This is a genomic window from Glycomyces sp. L485 (genome assembly GCF_022548875.1).
GTDB lineage: Bacteria > Actinomycetota > Actinomycetes > Mycobacteriales > Micromonosporaceae > Glycomyces.
Genome location: NZ_JAKZEW010000035.1, coordinates 15,169 through 27,967, shown reverse-complemented (window position 1 = coordinate 27,967; position 12,799 = coordinate 15,169). Strand labels below are relative to the sequence as shown.

The 12,799-nt window shown below is 70.6% G+C and carries 13 protein-coding genes; 7 read left to right on the top strand and 6 right to left on the bottom strand.

Annotated elements, in window-relative coordinates:
- Positions 1 to 66 precede the first annotated feature (66 nt).
- Genes L0U85_RS15750 through L0U85_RS15735 form a run of 4 tightly spaced genes read right to left on the bottom strand, consistent with a single transcriptional unit; the run spans position 67 to position 4,313 of the window.
- Complete coding sequence (locus L0U85_RS15750) at positions 67 to 1,095, bottom strand: NAD-dependent epimerase/dehydratase family protein (protein WP_241378714.1); 1,029 nt, start codon at positions 1,093 to 1,095, stop codon at positions 67 to 69.
- A gap of 22 nt (positions 1,096 to 1,117) precedes the next feature.
- Complete coding sequence (locus L0U85_RS15745) at positions 1,118 to 2,404, bottom strand: glycosyltransferase family 39 protein (protein ID WP_241378713.1); 1,287 nt, start codon at positions 2,402 to 2,404, stop codon at positions 1,118 to 1,120.
- Positions 2,401 to 3,624: a HAMP domain-containing sensor histidine kinase gene (locus tag L0U85_RS15740; RefSeq protein ID WP_241378712.1), complete on the bottom strand. Its 1,224-nt coding sequence runs from the start codon at positions 3,622 to 3,624 to the stop codon at positions 2,401 to 2,403. Before L0U85_RS15740 ends, L0U85_RS15745 begins: the two co-directional genes overlap by 4 nt.
- The gene (locus L0U85_RS15735) at positions 3,624 to 4,313 is read right to left on the bottom strand and encodes a response regulator transcription factor (RefSeq protein ID WP_241378711.1); all 690 of its coding nucleotides are present in this window, start codon (positions 4,311 to 4,313) and stop codon (positions 3,624 to 3,626) included. The genes L0U85_RS15740 and L0U85_RS15735 overlap by 1 nt, the downstream gene beginning before the upstream one ends.
- A 113-nt stretch (positions 4,314 to 4,426) precedes the next feature.
- On the opposite strand from L0U85_RS15735, the gene L0U85_RS15730 reads away from it, so the two are divergent.
- From L0U85_RS15730 to L0U85_RS15720, 3 genes are all read left to right on the top strand, one after another.
- Positions 4,427 to 5,725 (top strand): DUF2064 domain-containing protein, encoded by a 1,299-nt coding sequence (locus L0U85_RS15730; protein WP_241378710.1) that lies wholly within the window; start codon positions 4,427 to 4,429, stop codon positions 5,723 to 5,725.
- A gap of 10 nt (positions 5,726 to 5,735) precedes the next feature.
- Entirely contained in the window at positions 5,736 to 6,506 is a 771-nt protein-coding gene (locus L0U85_RS15725) for an S-methyl-5'-thioadenosine phosphorylase (protein ID WP_241378709.1), read from the top strand.
- A 336-nt stretch (positions 6,507 to 6,842) separates the two neighbouring features.
- Positions 6,843 to 7,244, top strand: coding sequence for a hypothetical protein (locus L0U85_RS15720; RefSeq protein ID WP_241378708.1), 402 nt, complete (start codon positions 6,843 to 6,845; stop codon positions 7,242 to 7,244).
- A 29-nt stretch (positions 7,245 to 7,273) separates the two neighbouring features.
- On the opposite strand, the gene L0U85_RS15715 is transcribed toward L0U85_RS15720, so the two are convergent.
- Positions 7,274 to 7,420 (bottom strand): hypothetical protein, encoded by a 147-nt coding sequence (locus L0U85_RS15715; RefSeq protein ID WP_241378707.1) that lies wholly within the window; start codon positions 7,418 to 7,420, stop codon positions 7,274 to 7,276.
- 217 nt (positions 7,421 to 7,637) lie between these two features.
- Entirely contained in the window at positions 7,638 to 7,847 is a 210-nt protein-coding gene (locus L0U85_RS15710) for a hypothetical protein (protein WP_241378706.1), read from the bottom strand.
- A 284-nt stretch (positions 7,848 to 8,131) separates the two neighbouring features.
- Here L0U85_RS15710 and L0U85_RS15705 point away from each other — a divergent pair, with 284 nt between their 5' ends.
- The 4 genes from L0U85_RS15705 to L0U85_RS15690 all read left to right on the top strand — a co-directional run bounded on the left by L0U85_RS15705 (position 8,132) and on the right by L0U85_RS15690 (position 12,710).
- Positions 8,132 to 9,856 (top strand): ABC transporter ATP-binding protein, encoded by a 1,725-nt coding sequence (locus tag L0U85_RS15705; protein WP_241378705.1) that lies wholly within the window; start codon positions 8,132 to 8,134, stop codon positions 9,854 to 9,856.
- On the top strand, positions 9,853 to 11,610 hold the full coding sequence (locus L0U85_RS15700) for an ABC transporter ATP-binding protein (RefSeq protein WP_241378704.1): 1,758 nt from the start codon (positions 9,853 to 9,855) through the stop codon (positions 11,608 to 11,610). The genes L0U85_RS15705 and L0U85_RS15700 overlap by 4 nt, the downstream gene beginning before the upstream one ends.
- A gap of 165 nt (positions 11,611 to 11,775) precedes the next feature.
- Positions 11,776 to 12,318, top strand: coding sequence for a maleylpyruvate isomerase N-terminal domain-containing protein (locus L0U85_RS15695; RefSeq protein ID WP_241378703.1), 543 nt, complete (start codon positions 11,776 to 11,778; stop codon positions 12,316 to 12,318).
- Positions 12,315 to 12,710, top strand: a complete 396-nt coding sequence (locus tag L0U85_RS15690; protein WP_347177459.1) for an NUDIX hydrolase — start codon at positions 12,315 to 12,317, stop codon at positions 12,708 to 12,710. The genes L0U85_RS15695 and L0U85_RS15690 overlap by 4 nt, the downstream gene beginning before the upstream one ends.
- Positions 12,711 to 12,799 lie beyond the last annotated feature (89 nt).

Here is a 12,799-nt window from a genome sequence, read left to right as displayed (position 1 = left end):
CCGCCACGGCGCGTGGGTTCCCCGGGCGAGAGGGGAGACCCCCGGCCGGTGAGAACTGTGGAACGGTCAGCGGAGGGGATCGTGGGCGAAGTCGGCCATGCCCTCGGCGAACCCGGTCTCGGCGCGGAAGCCGAGCGCTTCCGCGGCGAGATCGGGCGAGGCGGCGACGTGGCGAACGTCGCCGAGCCGGTATTCGCCGGTCACGACCGGTTCGGTGGCCTCGGTGAACCCGGCGGCGAGGGCGCGCGCCATGTCGCCGACGCTGTGGGGCTCGCCGCTGGCGATGTTGGCCGCGCCGGTCCACGCGGAGTCGAGGGCGAGGAGGTTGGCGCGGGCGACGTCGCGGACGTGGACGAAGTCGCGGGTCTGGTTCCCGTCTTCGAAGACGCGGGGGGCCTTGCCTGCTTCGAGGGCACTGCGGAAGATGCTGGCGACTCCGGCGTAGGGGGTGTCGCGGGGCATGCGGGGGCCGTAGACGTTGTGATAGCGCAGGGCGCACACCGTGGCCTCGGACTCCCGTCCATAGAGGAACGAGAGGTGCTCGGTGTGGACCTTGGTGGCGGCGTATACGTTGCGGGGGTCGAGTCGGGCGTCCTCGCGGACCGCCGCCCATTCGAGGTCCGCGCCGCATCCGCAGCGGGGTTCGAAGCGACCGGCGTCGAGGTCGTCCCTGCGCCGGGGTTCGGCGCGGACGTCGCCGTGCTCGGGGCAGCGGTAGCGGCCCTCGCCGTAGACGACCATCGAGGAGGCCACTACGAGGCGGCCGGTGAAGGAGCGTCGCCACAAGGCGCGCAGGAGATTCGCGGTGCCGAGGTCGTTGTCGGCGACGTAGTCGGACACGTCGTCGAAGTCGACGCCGAGGCCGACGCGGGCGGCCTGGTGGCAGACCGCGTCGACGCCCTCGACCGCCCGGCGAAGAGCTCGCTCGTCGCCGAGGTCCCCGACGAGGAGTTCAACGCTGTCCGGCAAGTGCTCGGGCGGTTCCTCGTGCGCGGCAAGGGAGTCGAGAACGACGACCTGGTCGCCGCGCGCGGCGAGCTGCTCGACGATCTGACCCCCGATGAATCCGGCCCCGCCGGTCACCAGTACTCGCATGGGTTTCTGCCTTTCTCTCGGGTCACCACTGCACGCGCAGGGCGGCGGCGAGGACGACGGCGACGGCCAGTTGGAGGGCCAGCCAGGCCCTCGGCCGGTTCAGGGCGCATCCGGCGAGCAGCACCAGCGGCATGAACGGCTGCCAGATCCGCTCGGTCTCGGCAGAGGACATGCCCGAGAGCGCGGCCAGCGCGACCGCGGCGAGGCACGATCCCACGACGATCCACATGCGCCGGTCCCGCAGGCGGGCGAGCGCGACGGCGGTCGCGGGCCCGAGCGCGAGCGCGAACACTGCGGGGTTGCCGATGAGGAAGTACCAGTAGCCGCGCACGGAGGCGACGCCGTGGTAATAGCGCTCGCGCGTGGCCTGGAGGCCGTCGAGCCACCAGTAGCCCCACACCAGCGGTGTGAGGACGACGAGTGCGGCGAGCGCGCCGCCCGCGGCGAGGACGATCCAGCGCCGGCGCCGGAGCGCGACGACGACGAGGGGGATCGCGAGGAGCACCATCGAGAAGGAGAGCATGAGTGCGGCGCCCGCGAGGAGGCCGCCGACGACGGTGAGCCAGACGGCTTTGGGCCCTTCGCGGCCGGTCGCGAGGATGAGGCAGGCGAGCGCGGTGAGGGTGACGCCGCCGAAGACGATGTCGGCGTTGGTGTGCCAGAACGCGGCGGGGGCGACGACCAGGAACGGCGCGGCCCTGCGGGCGAGGCGTTCACCGGCGACGTCGCGGGCGATGGCCAGTGCCGCGACGATCGCGGCGGCGACCGCGAGCATCGTGACCGTGTTCTCGAACAGGACGCCCTTGAGGCCGATCTGCGCCGCGGCCCACAGGAACAGGACCAGGCCCGGCGGGTGGGACTGGAGGTGGATCGGGAACGCACCGGTGCGCTGGATGTCGGTGTAGGTCTCCAGGAACGGGCGGACGCCCCCTGCGTCGTCGACGAAGTGGATCGGGTCGCCGTAGTGGTGGTGCAGGTCCTCCCAAGTGCCTGGGTGTGAGTGGGCGTAGGCGAGCGCGAGGCTCATGGCGATCCCGGCGAGGGCGGTGGCGGCGACGGCAAGGCGCCAGCGCCGGTCCCGGGCTATAGCCGGGAGTACCGCGATGATGAGCGCGCCTACGGCGACCGGCACGAGCAGGCGGGGCTCGAAGTGCCATTCCCACCGGCCGAACAGGGGCATCGCGCCGAGCTTGAGGCTCTTTTCAGTGATGGCGACCTTGTACTGGCCAAGCAGCCACGCTGCGACCAGGAGCAGCGCCCACGCGGCCAGGGCGGCGGCGGTCAGGGCCGCCTTGCGTCGGTCCGTCACCGGCTGCTCCCGGCAGGGAGGCGGACGGTGAACCGGCAGCCGCGGCCCGAGTTCGCGACCGAGACGGTCCCGGCGTGGGCTTCGATGAGGCCGCGGGTGATGGCGAGGCCGAGTCCGCCGCCGCGGTCGTCGCGCCCTCGGGCCTCGTCGCCGCGGAAGGCGATGTCGAACACGCGCGGCAGGTCGGTCTCGGGTATGCCGCCGCATTCGTCGGTGACGTGGACGAGGGCGGCGTCGCCGTCTCCGGCCGCTTCGATGACGACGGTGCCGCCGGGGCTGGTGTGCCGGATGGCGTTGTCGACGAGGTTGTCCAAGGCCCGGCAGAACTCGCGGGCCGAGACCTCGACCGGCGGTGCGGCGCCGATGCGCTCGCGGACGTTGACGCCCTTGATCTCGGCCGCGGCGCTGGCGCCGGCGAGGGCGTCGGCGACGGCGTCGCACAGGTCCACTTTCTCGGTGCCGAGCCGGAGCGAACCGCTGTTGATGCGGGAGAGCTCGAACAGGTCGTCGACGAGGGCGGTGAGGCGTTCGGCGTCGGTGCGGATCTGGGAGTGGTAGCGCTTGACCGTGGCGTCGTCGTCGACCACGTCGTCGTCGAGGGCCTCGGTCATCGCGCGGATCGTGGCCAGGGGTGCACGCAGGTCGTGGGAGACCCAGGCGATGAGTTCGCGTCGTGAAGCTTCCAGGGCTCTTTCGCGGCGCTGCGACTCCTCCAGGCGCCTGGAGACGTCGGCGAGCTCGGCGCCGAGCGCGGCGAGCTCGCCGGGTCCGGTGACGGACGGGGCCCGCTCGGCGCTCACGCTGCCGTCGCGGCCGACGATGGTGCGGGCGTAGTCGCCGACCTGCTTGGCGCCCGCTCCGATGTCGTCGCCGAGCTGCCAGGCCGCGCCGAGGGCGACGCCCGAGGCGACGATGAGGACGACGAACAGCACGACCAGGTCGTGCAGGGAGATGAACATGGCGAGCGCGGCGGTGACGACGCCGGTCGCGGCGACCAGGACCGAGGAGAGCGCGACGGTGATCGTCTGGACGCGGGCGGGGCGGCTGCGCAGCAGCCGCAGCACGACGCCGCCGATGAGGCTGGCGACCGCGGAGGCGACCGCGGCGATGGAGATGAGGACGATGATGTCGCCGGCGGGGAACTCGAAGGCGACCGCGATCGCCCCGGCCCCGAGGATCGCGATGGCCAGGAACAGGACCGAACCCAGGTAGCGTCGCATCAGTCCTCCCAGCGGTAGCCGACGCCGCGCACGGTCTTGAGGTGGCGGGGCGCGGAGGGGTCGTCTTCGACCTTCTCTCGCAGGCGGCGGACGTGGACGGTGACGGTGGAGGTGTCGCCGATGCGCCAACCCCACACCGTCTCCAGGAGCTCTTCGCGCCTCCAGGCGCGGCCGGGGCTGGTCAGGAAGCACACGAGCAGGTCGTATTCCTTGCTGGTGAGGGTGACGGGCTCGCCTTTGCGGCGCACCTCGTGCGCGAACGTGTCGATCTCGATGCCACCGCCGGTGAGGAGCTCGGCCGGACCGGTGGCGCCGCCGGCGCGGCGCAGTACGGCGCGGACGCGGGCGGCGAGTTCGCGCGGCGAGAACGGTTTGGTGATGTAGTCGTCGGCGCCGAGGTCGAGGCCGCTGATGCGGTCGTTCTCCTCGCCGAGGGCGGTGAGCATGACCACGGGGATCGAGGTGGACCGGCGCAGGCGGCGGCACACCTCGAAGCCGTCCATGCCCGGCATCATCAAGTCGAGGACGACCAGGTCGGGGAGGGTGGACAGGGCGCGTTGCAGACCGGTGGCGCCGTCGGAGGCGTAGTCGACCTCGAAGCCCTCGCGGCGCAGGTAGCGGGCGACGACGTCGGCCAGCGCGGGATCGTCGTCGACGACCAGGACACGCGGGTCGGCGTCAGAACTCATATGCCTACGATGACCGATCGCCGGTCCCCCCGTCATCCTTTGGGCCGAGACTTTCGCGGACCGTAAGGTTCTGCCGGCCCCGCTGTACTGGAGCGAAACGTACCATCGGTCGCATGCAGCGGACCCATCTCCTCGTCCTGGCCAAGTCGCCGGTGCCCGGCCGGGTGAAGACCAGGCTCTCTCCCCCACTGACCGATGTGGAGGCCGCGTCGGTCGCGGAGGCGTCGCTCGCGGACACGCTCGAAGCCGTCGCCGCCTGCGGTGCCGACAGGCGCATCGTGGCGCTCGAGGGCGAGCCGGGGCCTTGGCTCCCCGAGGGTTTCGAGGTGGTGGCGCAGGTGAGCGGGACGTTCAACGAGCGGCTGGCCGCGGCGTGGGCGCACTCGGGCGGTCCCGGTCTGCAGATCGGTATGGACACGCCGCAGGTGACGCCCGAGCTGCTCGACGAGTCGTTGGCCGTCGTGGTCGACGGCGGGTACGAGGCGGCGCTGGGGCTGGCAGAGGACGGCGGTTGGTGGGCGCTGGCGATGGCCCGGCCGCATCCCGATGCGTTCCGGAACGTGCCGATGAGCAGGAACGACACCGGTCTGATCCAGCGGAAGCAGCTGCACGCCCTGGGGTTGACCGTCGCCGACCTGCCGGTGCTGCGCGACCTTGACGAGGCCGAGGACGCGCTGGCGGTCGCCGGGCTCGCGCCGCGCACGCGCACCGCGCGGCGGGTCGGGGAGTTGCTCAGTACGGCGAGGGTGGACGTGGTGCTGCCGGTGCTCAATGAGCGTGAGGGGATTCCGTGGGTGCTGGAGCGGATGCCCGAGGGCTATCGGCCGATCGTGGTCGACAACGGTTCGGACGACGGCTCGGCCGAGGTCGCGGCCTCGCTCGGTGCCGAGGTGGTGTCCGAGTCGCGGCGCGGCTTCGGCGCGGCCTGCTATGCGGGGCTCGCCGCCGCGACCGCGCCGGTCGTGGCGTTCATGGACTGCGACGCCTCGCTCGATCCGGGTGATCTGAGCCGGGTCTGCGAACCGGTGCTGGGGGGCGAGGCCGATCTGGCGCTCGGCGCGCGCGACCCTGAGGCCGGGGCGATCACGTTGCACAACCGCCTCGCGAACCGGTATTTGGCGCGGCGGGTGCGGCGCCTGTGCGGCGCCGAGGTCACCGACATCGGCCCGATGCGGGCCGCCCGCCGCGAGGCGCTGCTCGGTCTGGGGTTGGCCGACCGGCGCTCGGGCTGGCCGCTCGAAATGGTGCTGCGCGCCGGGCTCGACGGGTGGCGCATCGCCGAGACCCCGGTCCCGTATCGGCCGAGGGTCGGCAGGAGCAAGGTGACCGGCACGGTCGGGGGCACCTTGAGGGCCGTCAAGGACATGCGGGTGCAACTGGCGCGCGCCCGCGAATCCGCAGTCAATCGTTGAGGAGTGTTCGTTGAACGACCAGACCCAGGCCCGCGCTGACATCGGCGTCTTCGGCGGCACCGGTTTCTACGCCTTCGCCGATGGTGCCCAGACCGTTGCGGTCGACACCCGTTGGGGCGCGCCGTCGGCGCCGGTGACCATCGCCGCTTTCGGCTCGGTGCGGGTGGCGTTTCTGCCGCGGCACGGCGCCGACCACCGCTTCCCGCCGCACAAGGTCAACTTCCGAGCGAATGTGGATGCGATGCGGCAACTCGGTGTGCGGGCGTTGATCTCGCCGTTCGCGGCCGGGTCGCTGCGCCCGGAGATCAGGCCGGGCGAGTTCGTCGTGGTCGACCAGGTCGTCGACCGCACGTGGGGGCGGGCGTCCACGTTCTACGATGAATTCGAGGACGGGCCCGTGCATGCGCCGTTCGCCGAACCGTACGACCCGCGGCTGCGGCGCGTCATGCTCGACGCGGCGGCCGAGGTGGGCGTGACGGCGCACGACGGCGGCACAGTCGTGGTGGTCAACGGCCCGCGGTTCTCCAGCCGCGCCGAGTCCGCCTGGCACCGCGCCGCCGGGTGGCACGTGGTCAACATGACCCAGTCCCCCGAGGCCCCTCTCGCGGCCGAGGCGGGCATCCCGTTCGCGGGCATCGCACTGGTCACCGACTACGATGCCGGGCTCGACGAGGACCCCGACGTCGAGGCGGTCACGCAGGAGGCCGTGTTCAAGGTGTTCGAGGCCAACCTCGGCAAGGTCCGCGAGCTCTTGGCCGCGGCGGTACCGAAGCTCGCCTGACCGAAGGGGCTTCGGCTCGCTTGTGGTGCATGCCAGTGCTGCTCGGCTCGCTTTCGCCGGCACTGCAATCGCGTGCGGAAGTCGACTCGCCATCGTCACTATCAGAGAGATAAAGATCACCGACAGTGTTATTCTGTCCGCTGATCGGAGTCGCGAACAGGTCGGGCGCGTGAGCACCGAGACCGACCAGGCCGCACGGCGCCTGCGCCTCGTCCAGCGACCTCTGATGCCAGAGCTGTCTGCGGCCGCTGTTCTCTGCATTGGAGTCCGTCGGTCTCCGCGGGTGACCGGCGACCGCGCACGGCCGTCGCAATCACAACCTAAAAGGACGACATCATGCAAAGGTTCATCATTGTGGCATTCGCCGCGGCTGCGCTGCTGTTCGCCGGTCCATCCGCCGCGTGGGCCGGGAACCCGCACTTCGTCGGCGCCTCGGCCATCGTGTCGGACGGCACCTTGACCGTCTCGGGAAAGATCGCCGGGCTCGGCAACGAGCCGGAGGTGGAAGTCCAGATCTCCGCGACGGCCGAATGCGTCAACAACGGAGGCAAGAACCCGAACGCCTCGAACAAGACGAGCGTCTTCGCCGAAGGCGTCTTCACCGTGCAGAACGGCAAGGCGGTCTTCTCGCTGACGACGACCGCTTCATTCCAGCCGAACTGCTCGCCGCCCATGACCGTCGAATTCTCCGACATCACGGTCACGGACCTGACCAGCGGCATCAGTAAAAATCTCTAGCAACCATCGGAAGACGTGTGGTTTGGGCGTCACAGGCCGAGACCGCACGTCGCCGCCTCGACCGCTCGGGCCCAGTCCTGGCGCAGCAGGATATGCACCGTGAACGGCGCGTCCTCCTGTTCCCCTTCCATCCCCTCTACCCTGCCGTGCGTCCGGATCTCGCCTGCGTACCGCATACCGATGCGCTCCATGACGGCGCGCGATCGAATGTTGTGCCTGGCGGTGCACGAGACCACGGCCTGCATCCCAAGGACCTCGAACGCGAACCCAGTCGTTGTCGACTGGTGTGCGGGACAGTCCACCTCGGCCCACGGCCTCGCCGTTCGCCCGGTCGTATGCGATCCACTTGTGCACGCCGTGGAGACACCACGATTCGCCCATATGCTTCGCCCGCTACTGCGCCTGCTCCAAGCCCGGCTTCTCGCCGGCGTACCAGGGCCAGACTCCGTCGTCGCTTTGCACAAGCCACAGGTCGCGGGCTTTGACGGGGCCGACCGGTTCGAGCCGCAAGCGCTTCGTGTACCGGATGCCGTCGACGCCGTCTATTCGCGAGTACTCCACGGGCTGGAGCTTCCCATAGTCGCGGGCGTGCCGCACCTGCATTTTTCCGACATCTCATCGGAGTCGGCTCCCGATCGGGTCATTGGATCAGGAGCCTTCTTAGAAATTCGAGGTTTGATCATCTTGAGGTGGTCGACGACAGGGAGGGCGCGATCGCAGTCATCCCGAGACTCGCCTGAGCGGATCGGCCGGGGTTTACGCGTCCGTAGTGCGCAGCTCTGCCTGGACGGGCCCAGCGGTCCACGTGCCGAAAAACGGATTCCCAGCGGCCACCGAGTCTTGATAGCGTTCGCTCGCCCTCGACGGCGATTGTGAGAGCGGAGCGCATGGCACGATTCACCCCACCCCGCGACCCCGGGAAGCCGCTGGGCCACTCCAGGCCCGCCCTCGCCGTCATCGGCTGGCTGCTGCGCGCCCAGCGGAAGCTCGTCCTGGTGAACACGATCGTCACCTGCGTGTTCCTCGGCTGCCAGCAGTTCATCCCCTACGTCGTGGGCCGCGCCGTCGACGACGGCCTCGTCGCCGACGACCGCGCCGCCCTGTACTGGTGGTCAGGCGCTTTGGCCGTCCTCATCGGCCTCACCACGCTCACCGGCGTGATCAGCTTCATCTACATGATGTACGCCTTCATGGACACCGAGTTCCGCGTCCAACGGCGCCTGGTCGACGCGGTCGTCGCCGTAGGGGCACCGCTCAAGCAGCGCGCCGACGCCGGCGAGCTCGTCTCGGTCTCGGCCTCCGACGCCACCTCGCTCAGCTTCCTGTCCATGATGACCGGCCGGCTGATCTCCTCGGTCTTCGCATTCGCGCTGGCGCTGGCGATCCTGGCCACCCAGTCGTGGTGGTTCGTCCTCGCCGTCGGCCTGGGCCTGCCGGCCATGTTCATGATCCTGCGCCCGCTGTTCCTGCTCCTGGAGTCGCGCGGCGGCGTGCGCCGCCAACGCTTCGGCGAGCAGACCGGCATCGGCGTCGACGCCGTCGCCGGGCTGCGGGTACTGCGCGGCATCGGCGGCGAGGCCCACTTCACCGGCCGCTACCGCGCAGCCTCCCAGAAGACCCGCCTGGCGGGGGTGCGCGTCGGGACGGCGGCCGCCTGGCTCGAATTCACGCGACTGGCCCTGCCCGGTGCGCTCCTGCTCGTTATCCTCTGGCTCGGCGCGCGCATGACCTTGGACGGCGTCATCTCCGTCGGGCAGTTCGTGGCGTTGTTCGGCTACCTCGTCGCGCTCGCCCGCCCCCTCGGATTCGCGATCATGAGCGTCGACGCGCTCACCGGCGCCATCGTCGCCGCCCGCCGGGTCCACGGCATCCCCGAGGAGGACGGACCGGTCGCATCCGGGATGCGGGGCTGGCCGAGCGAAGCGACGCTTCACGATCCGGGCACCGGCGTCACCGCCGAGGCCGGGCTCGTCACCGGCGTCGCCGTCAAAGACGGCATGGGCGCCGACGACCTGCTCGACCGGCTCGGCGGCCACGGCGACGCAACGCCCGCGACGATCGGCGGGATCCCCTTGAGCGAGTTCGACACCGCGATCGTGCGCTCGCGCATCCACCTGCTGGACACCCACGCTCAACTGTTCAGCGGGCCGCTGCGCGAGCAGCTCGACGTGGACGGCGAGCAGACCGACGCGGACATCATGCGGGCCGTCCACACCGCCTCTGCTGTCGACATCGTCGGCGTCGACCTCTCCCTGGTCGAAAGCGACGAGGTCCCCGACAGCGGATATGACCTCGAAACACTGGTAGGCGAGCGCGGACGCAACTTCTCCGGAGGCGAACGCCAGCGACTGCTGCTCGCCCGCGCGCTGCTGGCCGCGCCCGAGATCCTCCTCCTCGACGATCCGACCAGCGCCTGCGACGCCCAGACCGAGGCGCGCATCGCCGAACGCCTGGTGCGCCACCGTCGCGGTCGGACCACCGTGATCGCCACCAACTCCCCCCAGCTGCTGGCCGTCTGCGACCGCGTCCAGTTCGTCGCCGACGGGGTCGCGGCCGGCACCCACGCCGAGCTGCTGCGGCAGGCCGAGTACCGAGAGGCGGTCACCCGATGATCATCCAGAAGCTGCCCGTCGCCGCTCCGAAGCAGACCCGTGCCTACCTGCGCGAGCTCGTCGGCCGTCACCGATGGCGGTTCGCACTCATCGTGGCGCTGACGATCATGGCGGCGCTCGCGGCGATGGGCGCGCCCTATGTCGTCGGCATCATGACCGAAGGCTTCGCTTCCTGGGCCGCCGGCGGCCCCGACCCCGGTTCGGATCTGCCGTGGCAGCTGGGTCTGATCCTCGCTTCCGTGCTCGTCCAGGCAGGCCTGGCCTGGGCCGCCCACCGGCAGCTGGCCGTGCTCAGCGAGCAGGTCGGTGCCGACGTGCGAGAGGAGTTCCTCGAGCGGGTCCTCGCGCTGCCTCCCGGGCAGATCGAGGCCGCCGGAACCGGTGACCTGCTGGGACGGACCAACTTGGACGTCGGCCAGCTCCAGCACTCGATCACCTCGGCCGCGCCGAAGTTCTTCACCGGCTTCGTCTCGGTGCTGGTCTACGTCGCGGGCGCGTTCGTCGTCTCGCCGGTGCTGGGGCTGACGATCCTGGTGGCGGTGCCACCGATGCTCCTGGTGCTGCGCTGGTACTTCAAGCGTGCATTCGAGGCGTTCCACGCCGTCCAGGCGGCCGGCGCCGACCTGACCGCGACCGTGGCCGAGACGATCGACGGCATCAAGACCGTCGAGGCGTTCGGCTGGCAACGGCGGCGCGTCGCCCTCACCGACCAGGCCATCGACCGCAAGTACGCCGCACGGATGCGGATGATGAGACTGCAGCGGGTGCTGTTTCCAGTCCTGGACTTCTCGGCGTTCCTGCCGTGCTTGACGGTACTGGTCGTCGGCGGGTACCTGACGGCGACCGGGCGGCTGTCACTGGCGGAGACGACCACGGTCGTGCTCATCATGCAGCTCGCGGTCGCCCCGGCCGTAGAGATGATCATTTCGCTGCAGCAGGTCCAGATCGGCGGCGTCTCCTTGGCGCGCCTGGTCGGCGTGCAGGCCGAGAACGCGATCGAGGGCGGCGGGCTGCCGGACCGCGAGGCGGAGGAGATCATCGAACTCAAAGGCGTCGGCTTCGGCTACGACCCCGAACGGCCGGTCCTACACGGCGTCGACCTGGTACTGCGGCGAGGCGAGCGGTTGGCCCTGGTGGGCCCGACCGGCGCGGGCAAGTCCACACTGGCGCGTCTAATGGCGGGGATCCACCGGCCCGATCGCGGGGCCGTGCACCTCGGCGGGGCCGAGGCCGGGACGATCGACGAGGACACGCTGCGTCGGTTCATCATCCTCGCGACACAGGAGTACCACCTGTTCAACGACACGCTCGCCTCGAACCTGAGGCTCGGCGCGCCGGATGCGGAGGACGGCCACCTGCTCGAAGCGCTGGAGGCCGTCGGCGCCGGTGATCTGCCCGGGCGGCTGGAGGACGGACTGGAGACCAAAGTGGGCGGACGCGACCACGCGCTCACACCCGCGGAGATCCAGCAGGTCGCGCTGGCGCGGGTGATCCTGGCCAAGCCGGAGGTGATCGTGCTGGACGAGGCGACCTCGATGCTCAGTCCCAACGCCGCCAGCGGCATCGAGCAAGGGCTCAGCCGGATCCTCGCCGGTCGCACCGTGGTCGGGATCGCACACCGGCTGAACACCGCTCACGACGCCGATCGGGTGGCGGTCGTCGAGCGCGGACGCATCACCGAGCTCGGCTCCCACGACGAACTGCTCGCGCGCGGCGGCTCCTACGCCGCGCTGTGGCGGCGCTGGCACGGCTGAGCTGCGGGAACACCGGCTGCCTCGAAGCGGTCACGTCGGGCGCGGTCATCGCCGCGAAACTCACCCCGCACGGCATCGGCGTGGGCGGGTCGCCCGACGCGACCTCGCGGGGCTGGAGTCGAGCTGGACTTCCCTGCGAGGCCGGAAGGTCGATACGATGCGATCATGACCACCGAACGAGCCGAGCTGCTGAGCGCACTGCAAGTCGCGACCAACCGACTGGTCGCCGCAGTCGGGCGCCTGACCGATGACGAGGTGCGCCGGCCGTCGCTCCTGCCGGGATGGACGCGGGGCCACCTCCTCACCCACGTCGCCAGGAACGCCGACGCAATGCGGAACCTCCTCGACTGGGCCCGGACGGGAATCGAGACCCCGGCCTACGTGCGCGCCGAAGCGCGGGACGCGGACATCGAGGCGGGCGCCGGGCGCTCGGCGGACGACCTGCGCGATGACGTCGCCGAGTCCGCCGAGGCCTTCGCCGCTGAGGCCGAGTCGCTGACCGACGCCGCCTGGCGGACCGAGGTGCGCGTCCTCGACGGCCCGCTGTTCAGCGCAGCGCTGCTCCTCCCCCGGCGCCTGACCGAGGTCGAACTGCACCACACCGACCTGGACATCGGCTACAAGGCGGCCGACTGGACGGGGAAGTTCGCCCGCATGGAGCTGCCCGAGCCGATGCGCTCCTGGCGGGAGGAGCGCAAGAGGTGGTGACCTCGAACCGGGAGGCGATCGTCGCGGTCCTCAGGCGCGGGGGGAAAGTGCTCGTCATCCGGCGCGGCCCTGAGGCTCGCAGGCCCGGATACTGGGCGCCGCTGAGCGGCACGATCGAGCCCGGCGAATCCCAGTCGGACGCGCTCGTCCGCGAGGTCCGAGAAGAGGTCGGACTCGAAGTGGCGCCCTCGGCGAAGGTCTGGGAGTCGTCGACCGACGACGGTTCGTTCGTCCTGCACTGGTGGACGGCCGAGGCCGAGCCCGGCGAGGTGGTCCCCGATCCGGGCGAAGTGAGTGAGACCCAGTGGGTCACTCCGGAGGAGTTCCTCGCGATGGTGCCGATCTTCGAGGGCGACCGGGAGTTCTTCGAACGGATCCTCCCGACCCTGTGAGGCCGCCTGAGCCGATCACCGCCTCCTTGAGGCAGAGACTGATATGGACCGACCGACGCCCGCCATGCTCACGGGGCAAGCGGAGCGCG